Annotated in this window: 14 protein-coding genes; 2 read left to right on the top strand and 12 right to left on the bottom strand. The window is 53.9% G+C overall.

Going from position 1 to position 21,973, the window contains the following annotated elements; translation table 11 throughout:
• Position 1 precedes the first annotated feature (1 nt).
• Positions 2–1,369 (bottom strand): MFS transporter, encoded by a 1,368-nt coding sequence (locus ACN0XZ_RS10005; RefSeq protein WP_417457611.1) that lies wholly within the window; start codon positions 1,367–1,369, stop codon positions 2–4.
• A gap of 158 nt (positions 1,370–1,527) precedes the next feature.
• Here ACN0XZ_RS10005 and ACN0XZ_RS10000 point away from each other — a divergent pair, with 158 nt between their 5' ends.
• Both ACN0XZ_RS10000 and ACN0XZ_RS09995 read left to right on the top strand, forming a co-directional pair.
• Positions 1,528–2,403: a sulfotransferase family protein gene (locus tag ACN0XZ_RS10000; RefSeq protein WP_417457997.1), complete on the top strand. Its 876-nt coding sequence runs from the start codon at positions 1,528–1,530 to the stop codon at positions 2,401–2,403.
• 43 nt (positions 2,404–2,446) lie between these two features.
• Positions 2,447–5,938, top strand: a complete 3,492-nt coding sequence (locus ACN0XZ_RS09995; RefSeq protein WP_417457610.1) for a hypothetical protein — start codon at positions 2,447–2,449, stop codon at positions 5,936–5,938.
• 59 nt (positions 5,939–5,997) lie between these two features.
• On the opposite strand, the gene ACN0XZ_RS09990 is transcribed toward ACN0XZ_RS09995, so the two are convergent.
• The 11 genes from ACN0XZ_RS09990 to ACN0XZ_RS09940 all read right to left on the bottom strand — a co-directional run bounded on the left by ACN0XZ_RS09990 (position 5,998) and on the right by ACN0XZ_RS09940 (position 21,638).
• Positions 5,998–8,043 (bottom strand): alpha/beta fold hydrolase, encoded by a 2,046-nt coding sequence (locus tag ACN0XZ_RS09990; RefSeq protein ID WP_417457609.1) that lies wholly within the window; start codon positions 8,041–8,043, stop codon positions 5,998–6,000.
• Between the two features lie 75 nt (positions 8,044–8,118).
• Positions 8,119–9,954 carry a hypothetical protein gene (locus ACN0XZ_RS09985; protein ID WP_417457608.1) on the bottom strand — a complete coding sequence of 612 codons (1,836 nt, stop codon included), beginning with the start codon at positions 9,952–9,954 and terminating at the stop codon, positions 8,119–8,121.
• A 10-nt stretch (positions 9,955–9,964) separates the two neighbouring features.
• The gene (locus tag ACN0XZ_RS09980; protein WP_417457607.1) at positions 9,965–10,870 is read right to left on the bottom strand and encodes an ABC transporter ATP-binding protein; all 906 of its coding nucleotides are present in this window, start codon (positions 10,868–10,870) and stop codon (positions 9,965–9,967) included.
• 10 nt (positions 10,871–10,880) lie between these two features.
• Positions 10,881–11,294: a GntR family transcriptional regulator gene (locus ACN0XZ_RS09975; RefSeq protein ID WP_417457606.1), complete on the bottom strand. Its 414-nt coding sequence runs from the start codon at positions 11,292–11,294 to the stop codon at positions 10,881–10,883.
• A gap of 174 nt (positions 11,295–11,468) precedes the next feature.
• On the bottom strand, positions 11,469–12,521 hold the full coding sequence (locus ACN0XZ_RS09970) for a DUF1611 domain-containing protein (protein ID WP_417457605.1): 1,053 nt from the start codon (positions 12,519–12,521) through the stop codon (positions 11,469–11,471).
• 78 nt (positions 12,522–12,599) lie between these two features.
• Entirely contained in the window at positions 12,600–14,345 is a 1,746-nt protein-coding gene (locus ACN0XZ_RS09965) for an N-acyl-D-amino-acid deacylase family protein (protein ID WP_417457604.1), read from the bottom strand.
• A gap of 122 nt (positions 14,346–14,467) precedes the next feature.
• Positions 14,468–16,027 (bottom strand): serine hydrolase, encoded by a 1,560-nt coding sequence (locus ACN0XZ_RS09960; protein WP_417457603.1) that lies wholly within the window; start codon positions 16,025–16,027, stop codon positions 14,468–14,470.
• Between the two features lie 33 nt (positions 16,028–16,060).
• Complete coding sequence (locus tag ACN0XZ_RS09955; RefSeq protein WP_417457602.1) at positions 16,061–17,047, bottom strand: alpha/beta hydrolase; 987 nt, start codon at positions 17,045–17,047, stop codon at positions 16,061–16,063.
• 244 nt (positions 17,048–17,291) lie between these two features.
• A complete protein-coding gene (locus tag ACN0XZ_RS09950; RefSeq protein WP_417457601.1) occupies positions 17,292–19,487 on the bottom strand; it encodes a TonB-dependent receptor in 2,196 nt (731 codons plus the stop codon).
• Between the two features lie 512 nt (positions 19,488–19,999).
• Entirely contained in the window at positions 20,000–21,052 is a 1,053-nt protein-coding gene (locus ACN0XZ_RS09945) for a FecR family protein (protein ID WP_417457600.1), read from the bottom strand.
• Positions 21,015–21,638: an RNA polymerase sigma factor gene (locus tag ACN0XZ_RS09940; protein ID WP_417457599.1), complete on the bottom strand. Its 624-nt coding sequence runs from the start codon at positions 21,636–21,638 to the stop codon at positions 21,015–21,017. The genes ACN0XZ_RS09945 and ACN0XZ_RS09940 overlap by 38 nt, the downstream gene beginning before the upstream one ends.
• Between the last annotated feature and the right edge of the window lie 335 nt (positions 21,639–21,973).

The raw sequence follows: 21,973 nt of genomic DNA, 5'->3' as shown, positions 1-21,973 counted from the left end.
CTTAAGCGAGTTTCACCTGTGCTGTGCTTTCATGCCCGGCGCTGTCGGTTGCCAGAGGTAAGCGCCGCACCAGCGCAAATGCGACCAGGCGAATGGCTATCGGCAGCAGCGCATAAAGCAACGTAAGCGTCATGAGCTGGGAGGGCGTGTTCTGACCCGCTTCATCGAAGCCCACCAGCTCTAGTACGGGGAATGCCAACCCCATGGGGACCACAAAGGCGAGCTTGGATACAGAGTTTTTAAGGGCAAGAAAAAGACCGCCGAGTCGGTTTTTACCGTCCCGTTCGCCCGTATACACAATATCGGCCAGCAGGCTGGTTGGCATGACCGCATCACATCCAAAACAAGCACCAACAACCATTGAAAGGATGACTGCCCCAACCACATCCCCCGGGCCTAGCAAGAGGGCACCGGCGAGGCCCACACAACATGTGAGGATAGAGGTTTGCCAGGCAAAACGTTTGCTGAGGCGTTTGGATAGTATGAACCATATGGGCAGGAACAGCGCGGTTGATAGCAGCATTAGCCCCATGAATAAGCCAATCAGGTCGGCCGCGACAACTACGTGAGTGATAAACAGCACCATCAGCCCGGCGGTAAGCGCGTTGGCTGCCTGTACTATAAGAAAACACAGGATCAGATGGCGGTATGGTTTGCTGGCCCAGATCATCTTGAATGAGCTAAAGAAGCCTGTTTTGGCCACGGTCACTTCCCGGTTGCGTATTGGCACAACTGCAAAAAACAACAGGAGCGCCAGCACACTGGTGATGATGATGAACTTGGCGGTCAGAGACAGCGCGGCGGCAACGGGCAGGGCAAGAGCAAAAGGCAAGGCCGCTGCTGTCAAAGCGCCAATAACCTGAAAGCTGGCTTTGGAGCTGGCGAGCACAGACCGCTCATGAACATGAGGCGACACCTCAAGCCCGATGGAAGAATAAGGCACATCCAGCACCGTATAAAAAAGGAAATAGAGCGCACTGGCGGCCATGAGATAGCCGAGCCCGGCGCCCTCCGGCGGTGACAACAGCATGAAAACGGCAAGGACAAAGCCCGGCAAGCCGATAAGCATCCACGGTTTTCTGGGTCCGAAGCGGGACCGGGTCTCGTCACTCAGGTGCCCGATAATGGGGTCTGTCAATACATCAAACAATCGGCCAGCCACAAAAATGGCGCCAACCGCTGCGAAGCCAAGCCCCATGTCAACCGCATAGAAGGTGGGGATGAACATCACCAGCGCAAAGCCAGCCATGGCGATGGGAGCTGTTAAAAAACCATAGGAGAAGAGTTGCCAGACTGTGAAGTTGCCAGCTTCTCCCGGTTCACGTTGTTCTGATCCGGCCTGTTCTGATGTGGGGGCAGGTTCGTTCATATATATTCCTATACGGGCCTATCCCCGATATTGCGCCAAGTTTCGGCATTTAAAAAAGCGACGTCAATCACCCTTTTGGGCGATTGTTTTGTGCTGCCCCTTAGATGACCCTTGCCAAGCAAACCACGCTCAGGCTTTCAGGTAAAGGGTATGCAGTGATGACAGGCATTTCAGGCATTCGGCGGGACTTTCATTTCATCTCCGGTCTCCCCCGCTCAGGCTCCACTCTTCTTTCGGCTATCCTGCGGCAGAACCCCAAATTCCATGCAGGTATGACGAGCCCGGTGGGGCACTTGTTTAACAATCTCATTGGCTCCGTTAGCGCGGGTTCAGAACTGGCACCTATGGTCTCAGTGGCTCAGCGCAAGCGCCTGTCACAGGGGCTGTTTGACAGTTTTTATGCCGATTTGCCTGATGAGCGCAGCACGGTGTTTGATACCAACCGGTCGTGGACCGCCAACCTATCTGCGGTCACGGAACTATATCCGGAGGCCAAGATGCTATGCTGTGTGCGGAATGTGGCATGGGTGATGGATAGTCTTGAGCGGCAGATTCAATCCAATGCGTTTGAGAACACGCGCCTGTTTGGCGACAAGGCAACCCGAAGCAGCGTGTTCACTCGGTGTGAAGCTCTGGCCAGCCGCAATGGCTTAGTGGGTTTCGCATGGTCCGCGCTTCAGGAAGCACTATACGGCGCCCATGCTGACCGGCTTTTGATCATCGACTATGACTTGTTGGTCTCACGCCCTGCGGAAGTAATAGGGCTTATCTACGGCTTCTTGGGGGAGGAGCCGTTTGAGCATGATTTTGACAATGTGGCTTATGACGCCCCAGCTTTTGACGAACAGCTCGGGCTGGCTGGCCTGCACACCGTGCACCGGAAGGTCGAGCCTCGGCCTCGGGCCACTATCCTGCCACCGGACCTGTTTGAGCAATATGGCAGGCTCAACTTCTGGAAAAGCCTGAAGGGTAGCCGGGCCCGCATCATTACTGAAGACAAGGCGGAGACGCGCCCCGTTAGCGCTGTGGCCTAAGCAAGCATCAATTCCACCAACATAAATACAGGGGAGGCGGGCTATGGCCACGCTCATCGTAACCACCAATAGTGACTCTGGCGTGGATAATACCACCGATACAGACCTGGCGACCGATATGAGCGACGGGGGCGGGTTGTCGCTCCGGGAAGCAATCGGAAATGCCCAAAGCGGGGATGTTATTGTTTTTGATCTGGATAGCGATACAGACGGTTCGCAAGGGGGTACGATCACTTTCGGCCCTAACGCGCCGCTGGTTATCAGCACCAGCCTCACCATCAATGGCGATGTGGATGATGATGGCGTTGCGGATGTGACAATTGATGCCGATGGTGCGAGCCGTGTATTCACGGTATCGGATGGCAGCAGCACCTTTAATGGACTTGTGGTGACAGGTGCCTACGGGAATAGCTCCAGCTCAGGTGGTGGCTTTTCCCTCACCACAACAGGTACTACAACGATCAGCAATAGCGTGATTACTGACAATGTCTCCGGTTATGGCGGAGGTATATGGAAGTCGGACGGTACACTGGAAATCAGCAACAGTCTGATCTCGAACAATACCGCCTATTACGGTGGTGGCCTGTATCATTCAGGTGGCAATACCACGATCTCCAACACTATCATTACCGGCAACGTCGGAGATTTGGGCGGAGGGATCAATCTGCGGTCGGGGACTGCTGCTATCAGCGATACGACTATCAGTGGCAATGTACCTTTGTATCCATCCGCTGATGACGCTTCAGAGTTGAGGGTGAGCGGTGCCACGGTAATGGTTGAGGATAGCATAATCGCGGGTAATAATAACACCACGGCCGCGAATATCATTGATGTGAGTGGTGGCGTAACCTTCTCCGGCGATGTGTTTTTGAGTGAAGCGTTTACACCCACGAGCGGCAGTTACACACTCGATACTCTCGGTAATATTTTTGCTTCAACGGAAAATATTACACGCAATAGTCAAAGTATCACACGAGGAGAACTCGCTGACGGAGACCGGGTGGTTGATTGGATCGAACCCGCTTCGGGCATTACCGCTGGGGCTTTCCCTACGTCGTTGAACCCCAACACGGATCCGGTGATAGATACCATGCCGGAGGAGGATCTTACTTTCACGGAAGACGGGAACCTCCTTTACTTGGCTTCCACGGGTACTCTGTCAGACAGTGACGGCAACGATGACTGGGACGGCGGAACGCTGGTTATCCAGATCACAGCCAATAATACAGATGCTGACGAGATCGGCATTCTGGATGACGATGATGATAGCATTGATATCTCTGTCTCTGGCACGAACCTGATCGCGGATAGTGTGACAGTGGGTACGGTGAGCGCGAGCGGTGGCACGGTCACCGACGGCACCGCTCTTACCATCACATTCAATGAAAATGCCACCAATGACATTGTGCAGGAAGTGCTGCAGAGCGTGACATATGAAAATACGTCCGACGAGCCAAGCACTCTCACCCGCACCGTGACCTTTACAGCGACTGATGCCAACAGTGGCAGCGACACGGAAACCAAGGAGGTCAGCGTACAGGCGGTGAATGATGAGCCGGAGGTGTCGGTTACCGCGTTTAACCCTACGTTTGTTCAGCATGGCGCAAACGTCAATCTGTTCTCTGACGCTGAGCTCGACCCGATTGAGACTGGTCAGACTATCGCAGGCTTCACACTCTATGTGACAGGGGTGGTGGATGAAGGAGATGAATATCTCTATATCAACAATACCACTGTTACCCTTATTGATGGGAATTCCGGCGCATGGGGAAGCATGACTTTCTCCGTCAGGGCTAGCGGGGATGCCTTACGTGTTGAGATTTCAGGGGCAACCTTGAGCCAAAGCGAGGCGGAGAACCTTGTTGAGAATATCAGCTATGGTAACTCTGCAGACAACCCAACGGTGGCAAATACCAGAACCATTTCTCTTAGCGATATTGCGGATAGCGGCGGCAGCTCAGCAAGTGGTGGTACCGGCTCGACCGTGACGGTGGCGCTGGATGCAGATCCGACCTTCACCGGCCTGCCGACGGACATTTATGTTGAGATTGAAGAAGCTTCGAACATCGACCTGTCTGCGGCTACGGTAGCGGATGCGGATTCTGACTTTGTGACACTCGTCTTATCAGTCGATACTGGTAGTTTAACGGCGGTACGGGAAGGCGAAATAAGGGTCTCTGATACTTCGCAGGGCGACGGTATGCGGAGTAGACTTCAAATCGAAGGCAAGACGCTATCAGCAGACTTGGTAGACAAGTCTTTGGCAACTGGCACCAGAATTACCCTATCAGGCAGTATTGATAACGTTAACGCATATCTGAGCGACCCCGCCAACATCCAGTATACCAGCGCAACCGGTGTTAAGGGCAATGACGCGGCGACACTGACCATTCAGATTGGAAGCAATGAACGCAATCTAGACACTCTCGCGACCATCAATCTTGATATCGGGTATTCCAATACCAACAGCGCACCCCATTCCATATCGCTTAACGGCTCGTCAGTAATGGAGAACGCGCCGGGCGCCGCCATCGGTACTGTTTCGGCGACCGACCCTGATGGCGACGCCATTAGCTATAGCGTGACTGACAGCCGGTTTGAAATTGTTGGAACCACGCTCAAGCTTAAGGATGGGGTGAGCCTGGACTACGAAGACGACAAAAGCGTGCGTGTCGGGGTGAACGCAACAGACACAGCTGGCAACAGCAGTCGCATCTATTTCAATATCATCGTTGGCGATGTGAGGGAAACAACCGGAACAGATGACGCTGAGCAACTGACAGGCAGCAACGATGACGACAATGTATTCGCAGCCGGTGGTAACGACACCGTTGAGGCGGGTGATGGTCGCGACACCATCGATGGCGGCGCGGGGGATGATAGCCTCTCTGGGGGCAATGACGATGACCGGATCAAGGGCGGTGACGGTGATGATCTTGTTGACGGCGGTAGTGGACGCGACACGTTGCGTGGCGGCGTCGGAGACGATGACGTTCGCTCCGGTGATGATAATGACAAGGTTTTTGCGGGCGTCGGCGATGCCGGTAACGATACCATCAGCGGTGGATCAGGAAACGATAGCCTTGGTGGTGGTGCGGGCGATGACAGCATCTCTGGCGATGAAGGGGACGACCTTATATGGGGCCGGGACGGTAATGACGTTATAGCTGGTGGCGCCGGTGATGACATGCTCTACAACGGCGCAGGTAATGATACTGTGAGTGGTGGTGTCGGTGACGATACACTCTGGGGCTCTGGCGGGGATGATATTTTCACTGGCGGCGAAGGGGCAGATGTTTTCGCCTTCCGCAACGCCACCGGGAATGACACGATCACAGATTTTGATGCCATTGACGATAGCCTCAGCTTTGACATCAGCGTAGGGATGACCACAAAGGACGAGGTGGTTGCCGCATCCAGTGACGCCACGGTTGCCGGCGAGAGTGGGGTTCTCATAGATCTTGGCGGTGGGGAAAGCATCTTTCTCATCGATCTGAGCTTGAGTGACCTTGCCGATGTGACCATGACTTTCTGATGTAGCTCTCAACCCACTCGCTACGATGAATGGCGGGTGGGTTGAAGCATCAGTGTCTTTTACCGGGAGGACTGGTCTACAATCGTGATGCGCTTTAGGTGGCGCTCAAGTTTACGGCTTACTGCCGTTTCCATTCTGCCGCCCACGTGTTTGGCTAGAGCCTTCTCCAGCATATAAAAATATGCCTCACGAGCGATGGGGGTGGATGGACTGTGTCCGGCCGCAGGCTCTTCTAAATACATGATATCTTTCCCGGCGTGCTGTTGGCGCAGCACATAATCTCTAACGTCCAGGACCGAGACTTTGGAGTCTTTCCCGCCAGCCCAAATATAAAGTGGCTTGCTCACCTGTTGCCAATGTTTGTCAGGTGATTTTTCGTATAGGCGCATACGGTCCTCTGGGTCATCCGGGTCAACGGCTTGATCCTTATAAAATGCCAGGCTTAGGTCAAAATCTGGGGTGTCACGTACCTTCCGGTAATGGTCTATGGTTTTGGCTAGGTCGGACGGTGGTGCGCCTGCGATGCCAACACGGAAGATGTCTGGAGTGAAAGCTAGTGCGCCCAAGACAGAGAAACCGCCAAAGGAGTGCCCGAAGATGGCGAGTTTTTCCGACGCGCCAACCCCTCGGCCTAATATATGGTTCATACCGTCAATGATATCTTGCTGTACACGGCCGTCACCAAATTCACGTCTTCCGCTGACCATATACTGATGACCAAAACCCGTTGAGGCGCGAAAATTGGGCTCAAAAACCGCATAGCCCCGGTTGGCTAGAAATTGTGCGCGAATATCGAACGAACCATTTGTACGCCCCCAGGGGCCACCGTGAGGCACTACCACGAGAGGCATCGTCTTCGGGTTTTTTCCTAGAGGGAGCGTGACATAACCTTGCTGCCGCATGCCGTCACCAACCGTGTACCAGATAGGGACGCGAGGAGCTAAATGCCGCCGTGTGAGAGAGGTGTTTTTGACTGCTGTTAGGCCTTCTGTCGGTTTGGTGATCTCTCCTGTGCTTGGGTCATAAAGAGAAATGTCGGGAACAGGTTGGTCTCCACTTTTATCAACGATCAACAGATGCACCAGGCCCGCACTGACCTCAATATAATAATAGCGAGCGTCTATCTGGCCGGTGACATCATCAAGCAATTTTTGTGCAGTTGGTGTTAGTCCATAGAAGCTTGTGTGGTCGTCCTTGTAGCCGGTAAATATCGGGGTCTGGGTATCCGCTTCCAGCAGCACGGAATTGAGATCAAAACGGTCCTGGGGGTCGCGGTGTAGCCGTCGGGGTGTGCCGGTATGGGTATCAACCGCATAGAGGCCGACGAGGTCGTCACCGAAGCGACCGCGCATATAGAGAGTTTCCGTGCTGGGTTTATAACTTATTAGGCCGCACTGATCAGTGATTGAGCATCTCAAGATCGGTGTGGTTTCGCCGTCCTGAATACGCATGACGTCAAGGCCAGTACCGTTAACCTCTATAGAAAAATGTGGGGTATCTTCGGCGCCAGGGAGGAAGTCCGAAACATATCTCTGGGTAGTGTATAGCGGAGTGCGTTCCCCGTTTGGAGAAACCCGAAAAAGTGTTTTGCCGGGTTGGTTTTCTACTCGCTGAGACACAATGAAAGCATGTGGTGCCGTGATGTCTACACCATAAAACGCTTCTTCTTTTTTTGCGTCGAGGTTGATGACGTGAGCGGGCTGATTGGGCGCGTTCATCGCAATCATGCCGATACCCTGTTCGGTCTCCATAAATATATAGCCGCTGTCGCTGGACCAACTGATTCCCTTCAGCATCTTAGAGCTAAAAAGCATCTGCGGTTGATGGTCGTCCAGTGTGATTAACCACAGCTGTTTCGCGCCATCTATGTCCTGCGCATACGCGAGGAAACGGCCGTCTGGCGACAGTTTGGCAATTGGCCCTGTGCCAAGTTTGCTGAATTTAGCGCGGGGTATCAGGGGCGCTTCGGGCCGCGCCGCTGCGGCCGAGATGGCCTCATCAAGCTCATCTGCGGTAAGTGGTGTTTGAGTAAACGCTACCGCACATATGGCGGGTAGAAAGGCAAAGTGCAGCCGTTGCCGCACCCATGAGAGAGAGGGCGTCATTATTGATCCTATCCGTTTCGCTGGTGTTCTCTTGGTGCTGGGCCCGCTGTAGCCCAGCACATTCTTGTTTATCGCTTAGTCTGAGCTTCGCTCAAGCCGCCAAGGGTTCATCAGAAGAAACGCTACAACAGCGGGGACGCTGAGAATGGCGCCGAGTGAGGCCCATGTGATCATTTGTGCCCGCCCGAGGCGTAGCCGGCGGCTGAGGGCCATAATAACGAGGGCCGAGAGCACCATCAGAACTCCTGCCCCCCAGTAGATGGATGTGGGGTAGGTGCGGGCAAGTAGTTCACGAGGGCTTATATAGTCCGCATTTGTAGGCTCGATTGTGTTCAGGTAGCTGTTGTCCATCAGGTGCAGGGTTGGGGAGATCATTTCCATGAAGTGCCGAACCCACGCCGGGTGACGCTGAGCGCTATAGTGGCGTGTGTGAACGACCTCCGCCCCGCCACTGAGTTTTGCGTGCATTACCATGCTACCTGGCTCATCGAAGCCGAAGAAATTGGAACCGCGATAAACCAAAAGATAGCCATCAACGAGACGGTAAGTATCTATGAAACGGATATTGCTGACAGGTACGGGATGCGCGATCACATAGTCAGGCTCGGCAGTTTCATAGTCATCCTGCATAACGGAGGGATCAAACATCAATACGTGCTTGTTGGTGACGAGCGCGACATAGTTTTCCCCCATCTGCGGCCGCCCGATATAATATTCTCCCGCCTCTGGTGTGTGTTTGATGTCAAGCTGGCGCTCAGTGAAATTGACCTGATAGAGCGCATTAGGGGTCGCGAGGAATTTCTCACCGATCATCAGCGGCACGCTCTTGAAACGATCTTCCGGTGAAGCTTCATCTGCGGTGCTGAGGAACCCACGCATGCCGATAGCCCCAAGCGCTTCCTGGCCGATGCTTGAGTAACCAACCATCAGCATCTCGTCGTGAGAGAACTGCCAAGTCTGGCTCGTACCCTTTGGGGTCAGGGAGTATTGAAGGTCTTGCGTATGGAGTTGGCCCTCGCGTGGGTAGGTCCAGGTACCTGTTGATATCCAGTCTTCTTCCGCGAGTGCAGCTTGTTTTACGTAATAGTCCGCGCGGGGGTTGCTGCTGCCCTCAAGCGCGTAAGCGACACGATCTGCGCCTCTGACTGACCACAGGTACTCCACCGTGCCGTTGACCGGGTGATTGTCCGGGTGTGTGCCCATGATGAAGCGCGGGATGTGATAATACACGGCGGTTGAAAGGGCGAGGCCATAGCTCAGGGCGTAACACATAGGCAAAGCCATCAGCACAATAGCCCACGGGCGACGAACATGTGTGCTGAGGTCGGGCTTGAAGCTCACGATGTTAAGTGCAAACAACACCGCAAGAACTGTGAGCATCGGCACGTATTGCGCAAGGTCATTTGAGGGGCGCGGGTTCATGATGATCAGCAGCAGGATTGCGAGCAGGATCGAGCCTTTGCTTGGGTTAAGTGCAGACAGGGTGCCGACCATATAACCAGTGAGCGCACAGAAAAGCATGAACAAGATGTAGGTATAGTGCCGATTGTCGACGACGGTAATGGTAAAAGCGTCAATGCCAATCACCATGACGAGCCAGGGAACAACTAGAACAAGCGCAATGGACAGCATGCCTGCGAGCGAAAGGCCGAAGAAAATATGTTTTGGGGGCAGTGGCCGATGAACCAGATATGTCCAGTGGTTGCTACGCCGGTGAAGCAGCATTTGCACCAGACCAAAGGCAAGGGAGCCCCCTACCGCGATAATATAGCTAATGGCTGTTAGTTCAGGCGGCGCACTGAGAAAAGGAAACAGTTTCGCGAGGAAGCTGTAGGCGGCCAAGACTGCGACAAGGGCGACCAGGGTCCATGTGCGGTAGCGCAGGAACTCACTTTTGAAAATTTGTAACATATTGATTGTCCTATGCTCTGCTGTCAGGAGCGCTATGGTTTTTTGTTAGGAACGCATTGACCGCGCGCTCCAGGTTGACCGGGTTGCGGGCCACTGAGCGTGCGCCATTTTGTTTGAGATAATCACCGAAATCATCGGTTTGATCGGCGACCAGAATATGGTGTTGGCCCTCAATGTTGCGGACATTCAGATAGCCGGGGATAGTGTCCTTGGCTGGCAAGCCGGTTGGGAATTCCGCCACCCAGCATGATACCCGGTCTACAAATGCGTCGGGGCTGCTGTTGTTCTTGAGTGTGCCTTTTTCCATGATGATAAGCTGGTCTGCTACGCGCTCGATCTCTTCCATCTGGTGTGAGCAGTAGATGATCGTGGTATTGGCCGACGTTTCCGTGAACATGAGGGCTTCGAGGAACGATTGGCGGGCCACCACATCAAGGCCGAGTGTGGGCTCATCAAGAATTAGAAGCTCTGGCGCTTGCGCGAGTGCCATTGAGAGGTTCAGCCCGGCACGTTCACCACGGGACAGGCCAGATACTTTCTGGTCCTGATCCACATCAAAATAGCCGATCACGCTATCGTATGTTGATTGGTCCCAGGACGGATAGAAGCTGCGTTGATGATTGGTTATCTCGCGCGCTTTCATCCAAAGGGGCAGCGTGTGTTCTTCGTTCACATAACCCACTTTACCGCGCACGGCCGGGGACAAGTATCTGCTGTCATTGCCCAGCAGGTAAGCGCTACCTGTGGTCGGGGTGGCGACACCCAACAACAGGCGAAAAAGCGTCGACTTTCCGGCGCCATTGCTACCAACAATGGCGTGGATGCCCCCTTTGCCGATTTGGAGGGTGAAGTCATTCAACGCTAGTTTTTTGCCGTACCGTTTGGTCAGGCCGTTTGTTTCAATGCAGTGCTGCATGGTGGTGTCCTCAGTTTCTGTCGTTGGGGCTTGACGCACCCTCTAGCTTGGTTAAGGCATCCTGCACTTCCTTGAGGATGTCCTCGGTTCTGAACTCGAGGTAAGCAACCTCGTTCACGAAGTTATCAACGGCTGTATGCAGCCGTTTTTTCTGTTCTTCCTCGCTTAGTAGCTGTCGTGGCTCGGACACAAAAAGGCCCAGCCCTTGTCGTGGTTCAACGAGGCCCTGTGCAGTCAGTTCGCCATATGCTTTTGCGACTGTGTTGGCATTGATCATCAATTGCATGGCCAGCCCGCGCACGCTGGGGAGCTTGGTGCCGACGGGTAATTCGCCGCGCGCAATCTCCATGCGGATACCATCCACAATTTGCTTGAAGATGGGCCGGGCATCGCCGGTCACGATCTGAATTTTCACGTTGCTCATAGCGCCTCGAATCACTGTACTGTGTGTAGTAGTACAGTGCATACACGCTATTGATTCGTCAAGGTAATTTAATTAAGGCGCTGTTTGGTATGGTAAATTTGATGTGGGGAGGGGGCCTGGGAGGAAAAAAGAGGGGCGGGCAAGGGACATAGTAGCCCGCCCCCCATAAGTCTTCTACCAGCTTTGGGACAGGATGTGGTCCACGATAGGACCGGTGCCGGTCAACAAGGGGTCTACGACAGGCAGACCGGTTTCATCCGAACATTGCTGGAAGAAGGAAGTTCTCTCGTCTTTCGTCATGGCGCTTGAGTTGATGGCCACACCCACAAACCGTGCGGATGGGTTAACCCGGCGCGCCATGATGAGATTGGTGTCGATGGCCTCTGTAATCGACACAAGACCATAGGTGGTGGAGCCCAGGTGATATTTGCGGTGCGGGTCATGACACAGCACCAGCGCGTCGGGCTGGGACCCATGTAGAAGACCAAGGCTTACACCGGCGTAGCTTGGGTTGGTGAGCGCACCTTGCCCCTCAATCAAGTCCCAGTGGTCGTCACTGCTGGCGTCGGGGGAGATCACCTCTGCGGCACCGGAGATGAAGTCTGATACCACGGAATCGATAGGGATACCCTGGCCAGCGATCATAATCCCCGTTTGTCCGGTCGCACGGAAGTCTGCGGGCATATTGCGGGCATGCATTTCTTTCTCAAGCGCAAGGGCCGTATATTTTTTGCCGACAGCGCAATCGGTCCCCACGGTCAACAGCCGCTTGCCACGCCTTTTGATGCCTGTGCCGATCGGCAGGCTTGTTGGCGGTGTGCGGATGTCGATGAGCCGGGCACCTGATTTTTTGGCTGCAGCGACGAGGCCAGGGAAGGCGCTCAGTTTCTCATGCATGCCGGAGACAATGTCGATACCAAGGGTGGCCGCTTCCGTGAGATCATTCAGCCAGCTTTCGGATAAACGACCACCGCTTGGTGCGACTCCAATGATGATAGAGCCAACACCAGCCTTTGCTGCCGCTGCGACGGTTACATCCCTAATACCGAGGTCGGTGCAGCCTTCATCATGTCGCAACTGACCAAAACACATTTCCTTTCGCCATTCCACAAGGCCAAGGCCGGTTTTGGCGTACGCGATTTCCTTGATGTCGCCGACATAGATCACATACGGCTGACGCAGCTCAATCTGGACAAGGGGCAGGGAAGCTATGGGCTTATTTGCCATGGCAGAAATCCTTCTCAAAATACTTTCAATATTCGTCTGAGGCGAGACGGCTGCGCCGAAGGCCCGACTTGTTTGTAATTAATTTTGTCCCTTATATCCGGGGCCTTTGACAAAGCGCCCGGGTGTAGCCCCTGTGTGTTGGCCGTTCCTTATGACGGCTTCTCCGTTGACGAACACATGCTGCATGCCGCTCGAGAGCTGATGAGGTTTGATAAAGGTGGCGTTGTCCTCGATACGATTGGGATCAAAGACGACCACGTCTGCGAGAAAACCAGTTTGAAGAAGGCCGCGATCCTTGATCTTGAGGTTTTCGGCGGGTAGGGAAGTGAGGCGACGAATAGCTTCCTCAAGCGGCATCACACTCTCATTCCGCACATATTTCCCCAGAAGCCGTGCGAATGTGCCGTAAGCCCGTGGATGGACACTTTGGTCCAGAAACGCCCCTTCGGGCGCCATCGTTGGGGCGTCCGACTGGAAACTCACCCAGTCTTCCTGCATTTGTTTTTTGAGGTTCTCTTCGCTCATCATGAAATAGACAGCTTCTACGCGGCTACCGTCTTCTACTATCAGGTCGATGATCGCCTCGGCGGGTGTTTGGCCGCGCAGTTCAGCGGCCTCCGCCAGTGTTTTGCCCGTCAGATACTGGAGGGCCGGGCTTTTGAACCCGACGAGGATGACATTGTCTGCCCCGCCAGACGCCATGAAGATATTCTCCCAGTTTTTGCCTGGGCTGTTGATCTCCTCAATAATACGAGCCCTAAGTGAAGGGTCTTGAAGACGCCTCATCCAGGCCTCAACCCCGCCTTCCTGAAGCCACGGTGGCATGGAGGCGCTAAGGCCTGTGCTGCCTGCGGTATAGGTATACATATTGGCGCGGATATCTGTGCCACGTGCACGTGCTTCGTTGATCTTCGCAATGACCCTGTCCATCTTGGGCCAGTTGGCTTTGCCGGCTGCTTTCAGGTGGTATATCTCAACGCCCATATTCGCTTGTTCAGCGATGCGGATCATGCCATCGACGCTTTCTTCCAGCCGGTCTCCTTCAGAGCGCATATGAGCCTGATAAGACCCGCCATAACGCCCGGCAACAGCCGCCAGGGCGGTTAGCTCTTCATCTGTAGCGAAAGATCCGGGCGGGTATATAAGGGCCGCCCCAAGACCCATGGCGCCTTCTTCCATTGCCTCGGCAACGGTTTGCTGCATCGCGGCAAGCTCATTCTCGTTTGGAGCACGGCTTGTTGGCCCAAGGTGCATAACCCGGACAGTTGCGGCACCAACGTACGATGCAATGTTTGGTGATACACCCCGGTTCTCAAGATAGGTGAGAAACTCACCAAGTGTGTTCCATTCAATGTCGTACTTGAGGTTAGTCTGGCGTGCCTTGACGATATTCTTCATTGGCTCCGTTAAGGGGCCCATAGACCAACCTTCACCAAAGACTTCGAGGGTTACGCCCTGCGTGACGTCTGAAAGGCCGCGACCATCGTGAATGAGCGCATCTGCGCCCCAGCTCAGCATGTTGATAAAGCCGGGCGCGACGGCCATGCCTTCAGCGTTAATCACCTCTTTTGCGTTTTCGGGTGCGAACTGGCCCAGGGCCACAATACGGTCGCCTTTAATAGCAACATCTAACGCTCTTGGGCTGGCGCCACTGCCGTCATAGACCAAACCACCATCAATCAGGATATCGTAGGTTTTGTCGGTAGAGGTAGTGTTGCGCTCTTCACCACTATCGCAGGCAACAAGAAAGCCGCAAAGGCCGCTGATCAGCAGGGTTCTTAGTACTCTGTTTTTGCTTCGGTTAATGTCAATATACTTGCTCATTTTTCCCGGTTCTCCCTACTGATGTTCGTGTTGCCGTGCCATGGCCGAGGCCGCACGTTCCCTGTCCTGCACACGTTATGCAGGTGACAAAATGATTTCTCTCTGCTCTTGTGAGGCGGTGTCTATTGCTGCGGTTTATCGTTCCCCACTGGCTCAAACCGAATGCCGCTGGTTGATGGCCCCGGCATCTGAAGAAGGACGGATGAAACCTTGCCAGACTTCTCAAAGGCGAAGCTCAGATTGAGAGGGGCAGGTGACGCTGCGGCACGAACCGGGTCCTCAGGGGTGATGTCGAAGGTATATCCCCGGTGTGGCGTTAGTGTTCCCTTGAACGCGGTGCCATAAAGGGTATGAAGCGTGCCTTCTTTCTCTGAAATTGTCAGCTCGCCATAAACCGGGTTGGAATAGACCCCGACTACCGCCGTGGCGTTCACCTCGTATCCGGTGGACGGTGCATGCGTAGCCGCATGGAGTTGGGCTGCACCTGCGTTCCGTCCACGTCGTTTCGCGAGGTTTGCGTTGAAGTCAGAGAGATAGTCTGTCTTCGGGATGCCAAGTAGGTGGTCCATCACCCAATCGGATACGAATTGCCTGACGCCTGACCCTGTTTCACCGTTTGTGAGCACAGCAACACATAAGTCGGCATCAGGGATGAAGGAAATAAGGGACGCCATGCCCTGAATGGCCCCACCATGAGAATAGACCACATGCCCGTCGCCGTAGTTCATGCGCTCAAGCCCCATCGCGTAGGTCTTGTGTTGGGTGCCGATGTGCCCTTTTTCAGCATGCTCCATGAAGGTGAGAGGAGTGCGTACAGCATCCAGTGCTGCGGTTGGAACCACTTGTTTGCCGCTATGCGAGCCACCATCAATCTGCATTTTGCACCACGTGGCCATGTCATTGGCGGTTGAGTTGACCGAACCAGCAGGCCCCATATGCGCGAGGTCAAAATATTCAGTTGGTACTGCGCGCTCGGGCTTCAGGTAATGCGGGGTTGCGACGTTTGCCATGCCCTCTAAGGCTGCCACATTTGTTGTTGTGCGGGTCATGCCCATAGGGGTGAACAGATGTTCATTGAGATATGCATCCCACGAGACACCCGTGACAGCGGGGATGGCCTCGCCAGCCGCAAGGTACATAAAGTTGTTGTAGAGATAACTGTCGCGAAAGGCCTCTATGCGAGGGATGTTCCGGATGCGGGAGACCATATCTGCCCGTGTGGCACCCTTGCGGGCAAACCAGATAAGGTCCGCCCGGTCAAGCCCGGTCCGGTGAGAGAGCACATCGCGCAAGGTGAGTTGTTCATTCAGATACGGGTCTGAAAACGCCAGTCCATCCACATAATGGGTGAGGGGTGTGTCCCATGACAGATCACCTTTTTCGACTGCGATAGCGAGCGCTGTGGCTGTAATGTTTTTGGTCATGGAGCCGATAGCAAAAACGGTATCGCCGTCAATGGGGTCTTCAGCCCCCGCCGTTCGTACGCCAAAGCCTTTGATCGTTACTTGGTCACCTTCCACAATGGTGAGGGCGACGCCGGGAACGTGGGACAGGTCCATTAGCGCCGCAACATAATCATCAAGCCCTGTCAGGCGTTCATCCGCCACGCTGGTGGTTGCGACGACTGCCGAAACGCTGAATGATGCCAGAAGCTGGACAATCCGGTTTGTGTGCTTTTTCATTGATCTGCCTCCCTGATGACCATGCCGTATACGTTATTCGCTTTTGCCAAACAGTTCGCGCAAGCCGCGTGCGAAGGTGACGGGAATGACGTCTATATGGCCGAGGCCGTCGTGAATTTCGCTCGTGACGGTCAGCCCTTCATAACCACGCTTCATAAGCGTGCCACCAAAGTGGGCCTGACCGCTGACGACCTGACCAACACCTTCGATATAGGGGTGGGTCATCTCAAGTGAGCCGGAAGACATATAGACACCAGCGTTCAGGCTTTTGTGCTTTTTCGAATAAGTTTCTTCCAGCCGGAAGATTTCACCGTCGCCATAGGCCATGGCTGGGCTGGATATGATATAGTTTTTAAAGGGGCTTTCTTTCTGGAACATGGCCCATGAGGCGAAGTAGCCGCCAGCAGATGCCCCGCCGAGCGCTAGATTGTCGAGGTCAAGACGCATGCCGCGTGCGAGGCCAGGTAACAGCTCTTTTGACAGGAACTTTAGAAACTTGGGCGCGCCACCGGTACAGTCCCTAAGGTCAACCCCCGCCTGCTTGCAGGTGCTGGCCACCGACTGGCCAAATTCATCCTTGAGGTCCCAGTTCTTTGGCGAAAACTCATAAACGCGGCGCACATTATAGGCCATAGGGCCTTCCTCAAAGGGGGTGCCTACGGCAACGATGATCATCGGCTCTATCAGCTCGGCCTCTACCGCCATAAGGGACGCCGCAACGCCGCCAAAAAAGCGGTTTCCATCTGTCATGACCAGCGTGGGAAACTTTCGCTCCGGGTCTTGCATATAGGCCATGGGAAAGCGCACGATGATGTCATAGTTGCGGTCCATAAAGTCTGATTTGAAGCTGAAAGCCTGCATGCCCAGGGTAGGGAACTCCCTTGGCTGCATCTTGCCGTTCCCTCGCTCGGCGCCGGATGGCCTCTCTGCTTGGGCATTGGGGGCGGTTTGCATCTCTGCCGCGGCGCAGGCAGACGTTAGCAGTGCCGCTGCGGCCGCAAGCGATAAAATCTGTTTCATGCTGTCGTTTCCTCATATTCGTTTTTGCTTTGGCGAAGACGCGTTTGAGGTGGCCTTCGCAGGGGTCGTTTTTATTAGACTGACGAGGCTGAATAATCCGCAGGTGTGAAATACAATTTTTTTGGTGCGAGGAGGGGGTGCCATAAGACAAGATAATCATGAGGGCGCCATTGTTGGGGGCGCCCTCATGGACCGAATACCAGTCCGTGGGAAACCAGTATTCGGTGGCTGGGAGAAAGAAAAACTAGAAACTATATCCCAGTTGAACACCATAGGTGCGAGGACGCAGACGCCAGCCCCGATCAAGGAAGAAGCTAATGGTAACATCGTCTTCATTGGTGATGTTGGAGGCATAGAACTTGAGATCAAAGTCGCCAAGCGTAACACCTGCGTTGAGGTCGAGCGTTACGTATCCACCGGATGCAGTGGGGATTGAGTTTCCGGTACTGAACTCACCCACGTAGGTGAGGTCAGCGCGCATGAAGGACGGATTGTCCGCCAGTGCAAAATCATACTGCAGCCCCATATAGCCGTTATATTTTGGCGACATGGGAAGTGGGTCACCTTCAGCGCCCAGGAGGTTGTTGCGGAACTCTGCATCTGTATATGAGCCGGATAGCTGCACAGTGAAATTATCTGTCAGGATCAGACGTGCTTCCACCTCCAAGCCCTGCGAGCGTGCTTCACCACCGTTTACCGTAGCACTACAAACCGGGTTGGCACCCAGAACACCAACCGGGATATCTTTCCAGTTGATGCGGTACGCCGCGGTGTTGAGCTGGATACGGTTGCCGGCCATGCTAAACTTGCCGCCGATCTCGAAGTTCTCGGTGGTGTCTGATTTAAGCTGCGCGTCACCGAGTGAGCTTTGGGTACCATCCATTAGCCCATCACCATTGGTATCACAGATATCCGGTGAAGCAGTCGCAGCCCCAAGACCAAGACGGAAACCTTGTGACCACAGACCGTAAATCAAGGTGTCGTCATTTGGTTTTACATCGATGCCGGCCTTGAAGCGGGTGCCGGATTCTGAGCTTTCCAGCACAGTTGGCAGCGCGGCAAGTGGGCCGCTTTCATCAATGTCATCTTCACGGGTGTAGTCAAACCAGCGCGCACCAAAGGTGAAAGAGAGCCAGTCTGCCGCTTCATAGGTGGCCTCACCAAAAACTGCTTTTTGTTCGATGGTTGAGAGAGTGTTGATGATCCTCATGTCGCGGGCGCCAAAGGGGTTCAGGGAATTATCTTTCCCGGTCCAGCGCCAACAGCATTCCTCGTAAGATTCAAAGTCTTCGTAATAGAGGCCGCTGGTGAACTCGAATGGCCCACCAAAGTCTGAGGTGAAACGAAGTTCTTCTACAAAACCTTTCTTCTCAAGGTCGCTGAAACCAACTGCCGCCCACGGGATAACCCGGCCAAGATCTGATGAATCGCCTTCTTCACCCTTCACATATGAGGTGGAGGAGGTAATCGTGCCGACGCCCACATCATAGTTCATGACAAGGTTATAAAGCTCGATATTGTCGCGCTTATATTCCTTGCCGGTGTTCAGAGCTGTTGCTTCGTAGCCCCCACGTGAAATCTGCACGTCGTTGCGGCCATATTCGTCCAGTTCCTGAAAAGCGATCATCAACGTGGCATCGAATTTATCAGTCGGGCGCCAAAGCGCAGAAGCGCGCATGCCAGCATATTTATTGCCGCCAACACCTTCTTTAACCGCGACGGGGGCGCCGGTTGCGGCGGCTCTTGCTTCCATCATCCCGGTTGATACGAGGTCAACGTAACCGGAGTTCTCAAAGTGATAGGCAACCACGCGCATAGCGAGTTCGCCATCAATCAACGGCACGTTAACGACACCGGTTACGTTCCCGTTGCCGCCAGAGGCTTTGTTGGTATTGGAATATTCTACACTCACGCGACCCTCAACCTCATCAAGGTTGGGGGCGTTTGGAATGTTCCTGACAGCGCCGCTCATGGCGCCGCCGCCATAGAGGGTGCCCTGTGGTCCCCGCAGAATTTCGATGCGCTGCATGTCCACGAGTTTCATGTCTGATGACGTGGAAATGATTGGGTTGGAAAGTGGTGTTTCACCAAAATAGGCGCCAACTGTAGCGCGTTCCGCAAAACCAAGGCCGATGCCGCGAATGATGATCTGGTTTTCGCCCACACCGCGGTCAACATAGTTCACGCTTGGCACTGCGTTTAGATAGTCGCTCATATCAACAAGAGACTTGTTGGCGATTTCTTCACCGCCGAGCGCAGAGATGCTTGCGGCAGTGTCCTGAAGTGCTGTTGCGCGCTTGGTGGCGGTAACAACGATTGTCTCAATGACAAGGCTATCGTCGGCGTCATCTGTTGCTGCATCTTGTGCACCGGCTGTGGTGCCAAATACAGCGGCTGCCACACTTGCGAGTAATGATTGTTTCAGTCCGGTTTTTTTCATGGGCCCCTCCCGCCTCTTAGTAAGATTGTCGGAGACCGTGACGGTCCCGTTCTTCGTAAGGCCGGCAGAGAACCGTGTGTCGTGGAACATAATCTTAAGGGCTTCCCGGAGGGTGTAGCTCCCCCGTACCGGGTTCAGCCCCTTTTCACTTGCCAAATTGTAGGGGTAGAGAAGCTGTACATTGGTGGTTTTAACCAGGCCATCCATCGCGGCACCTAAAGAAGTGGCTCTGATATCAAAATCAAAACGTGCTTCCGTATTTGCTGCGAAGACATTGCTACTCGTCACTAGCGCTGCGAGTATCAATGAACAGAAAAGCTGCAATAGCCGCCACTGTATCGTGCTTCGTCTTCCTCTTCCTTGGCTCAATGGATACTGGTCCACTCAAGTTTTCTCATCGGCCTAGAAGTGAGACCCATGAGAGATAAAAATCCACAGTAAGATTGGTAAAATAATTTTTCAGGCATGCGGGTTGGAGTACATTTTACAGATGGTGAAAACAAACGCGGACCTCAGGAAGACTGGGTAATTCGGACGTGTTTTTCATCCACCCACTCGGCGCGAATACCAAAGGTGGTTTCAAGTGCTTCGAGAAGGCCGTCAAGCTCCCCCACCTTGAAGTATCCTCCGACGGGAAGCGCGGCGATTTTAGCGTCCGTGATCTCTACCCTGACATCTGTATAACGCGATACTTGCTCCAGCACATCCGAGAGCGGGTCACCGGCAAAGGCCAACATGCCGCTACGCCACGATAGTTTGCGGTTGATGGCAATTTCCGAGATGGGTTCGAGCCGTTTGAGCCCATCGTCTGCCATCACGGCCTGGTCGCCAGCGGCGATCACCTTGAGAAGGGTAGGGTTTGACGTATCTGTTTGAGCGCTGTCTCCACCCGAAACGGGTGGTGTGGTTGCCATTAATTCCACCCTACCTTCAGATACAATCACTTCCACATCGCGCTTCTTGAGGTAAACGGAAAAGGCCGTACCCACGGCGCGTACGAGGCCATGACCAGCATAAACGCTGAAGGGGCGAGACGCATCTTTAGCGACGGCAAAGTGGGCCTCACCCTTGAGAAGGTTCAGGCGGCGTTCGCTACCCGACATTGCCACTTCAACCGTGGTGTCTGTGTTGAGCGTCAGGGTTGACCCATCGCTGAGGGCAATGGTTTGTACTTCGCCGAAGTCCGTATGGAATGTTGCGTGCTGCTCAAGGCCTTTGTTTGGGCCCATGCTTAGATACGAGGCAATGGCGATCAGTAAAAGCGCCGCTATGCCCCCAATGCGTTTGAGCCATATAGGGTTTGAGTGCCGAGTGGTTTGCTCGGCTATATTATGAGAATCGTCCAGATAGTTCAGGTCGTCCAGAATGTCCATCTCGCCCCAAAGGGCGCTCAGGCGACGGAACTCTTCCCGGTGGGTAGGGCTCTTGTTGAGCCAGTTCTGCAGTTCGTTCAGTACATCCGGGTTATTTTCGCGGGAATCAAGGCGCGCAACCCATAGGGAGGCTTCCTCCCGGACTATCTGCCGGTCAGGTAGGTCGACCACTTTGTTGTCGTTGTCTGCCATTCGTCTGTTTCGGGCCCGCCATTTTTAACACTGTACCACCGTCCGCGCGTCCGCGCGCAACACGGCCGAAATCTTCGGGACTATATCCCCGTTCAGCCAGATAGTCGCTGCATTTAAGCAGGCCGGTAGCGAGATGCTTCTCGACAGAGCTTACCGTGATACCAAGGCGTACGGCAATTTCTTTGATCGGCAATCCGTCAATCTTTCTCATGAGAAACACGCGCCGGCACTGCGGTGGTAGGTGTCCTACCGCCTCAGAAAACAGGGCAAGCTTCTCTCGTCCCTCCAGTGTTTGGTCTGCAGGGAGTTGCTTTTCATCATGTAAGACTGCCGTGCCCTCAAAATCCGCAAGTGCGTCGGAGGTTTTATTCGCCTTTTTGGTGAGCTCTGACAGTGCGAGGTTGCGAGCTGTTGTAAAAAGGAATGACTTGGGTGCTTTTATTTCTTGCCTGCTTTCGGCCGCAAAAGCGCGAAGGAAAGCCCCTTGTGCCACATCGTCGACATCTTCGGGACGGGAAAGATACTTCCCGAGCAGCCGCTTGAGCGCGGCGCTATGTCCCAGATATGCCTTAACGATTGGACTCATGCCTATGATACCTTAAGCTTACTTGTTACTCGCTCTACCTCGTATGTCTATGGTTTCAAGACGCTAAGCTCAGATGCGAGTTAATGCTGTCGGTAATTTTTACCAACATTCACCATTAAAGCAGCTTTAAATTTATTTTCAACGATTTTTAGCAGCCATAAATCAAATTTATTAATTTTAAGGCCGATGTGTCGACGGTGGGACTATCATTTGTCCCACGACAGTAATCCTGTCCACTCTAACTACCAGATGATGTAGCCGCGACCTTCGCCACCAATATTCGCCACATTCTGTCTGCTGGTGCTACCTCGGAAAACGACACTAAAAATGTCTGA

This window comes from Kordiimonas sp., from assembly GCF_048264555.1.
Classification (GTDB): Bacteria; Pseudomonadota; Alphaproteobacteria; order Sphingomonadales; family Kordiimonadaceae; genus Kordiimonas.
This window is presented reverse-complemented; position numbering and strand designations above follow the sequence as displayed.

Bases quoted from the DNA above. Each gene is read 5' to 3' on its own strand.
- ACN0XZ_RS09995 (WP_417457610.1), top strand. From the start codon at position 2,447: ATGGCCACGCTCATCGTAACCACCAATAGTGACTCTGGCGTGGATAAT.
- ACN0XZ_RS10000 (WP_417457997.1), top strand. From the start codon at position 1,528: ATGACAGGCATTTCAGGCATTCGGCGGGACTTTCATTTCATCTCCGGT.
- ACN0XZ_RS09945 (WP_417457600.1), bottom strand. From the start codon at position 21,052: ATGGCAGACAACGACAACAAAGTGGTCGACCTACCTGACCGGCAGATA.
- ACN0XZ_RS09950 (WP_417457601.1), bottom strand. From the start codon at position 19,487: ATGAAAAAAACCGGACTGAAACAATCATTACTCGCAAGTGTGGCAGCC.
- ACN0XZ_RS09975 (WP_417457606.1), bottom strand. From the start codon at position 11,294: ATGAGCAACGTGAAAATTCAGATCGTGACCGGCGATGCCCGGCCCATC.
- ACN0XZ_RS09985 (WP_417457608.1), bottom strand. From the start codon at position 9,954: ATGTTACAAATTTTCAAAAGTGAGTTCCTGCGCTACCGCACATGGACC.
- ACN0XZ_RS10005 (WP_417457611.1), bottom strand. From the start codon at position 1,369: ATGAACGAACCTGCCCCCACATCAGAACAGGCCGGATCAGAACAACGT.
- ACN0XZ_RS09990 (WP_417457609.1), bottom strand. From the start codon at position 8,043: ATGACGCCCTCTCTCTCATGGGTGCGGCAACGGCTGCACTTTGCCTTT.
- ACN0XZ_RS09960 (WP_417457603.1), bottom strand. From the start codon at position 16,027: ATGAAAAAGCACACAAACCGGATTGTCCAGCTTCTGGCATCATTCAGC.
- ACN0XZ_RS09980 (WP_417457607.1), bottom strand. From the start codon at position 10,870: ATGCAGCACTGCATTGAAACAAACGGCCTGACCAAACGGTACGGCAAA.
- ACN0XZ_RS09940 (WP_417457599.1), bottom strand. From the start codon at position 21,638: ATGAGTCCAATCGTTAAGGCATATCTGGGACATAGCGCCGCGCTCAAG.
- ACN0XZ_RS09965 (WP_417457604.1), bottom strand. From the start codon at position 14,345: ATGAGCAAGTATATTGACATTAACCGAAGCAAAAACAGAGTACTAAGA.
- ACN0XZ_RS09955 (WP_417457602.1), bottom strand. From the start codon at position 17,047: ATGAAACAGATTTTATCGCTTGCGGCCGCAGCGGCACTGCTAACGTCT.
- ACN0XZ_RS09970 (WP_417457605.1), bottom strand. From the start codon at position 12,521: ATGGCAAATAAGCCCATAGCTTCCCTGCCCCTTGTCCAGATTGAGCTG.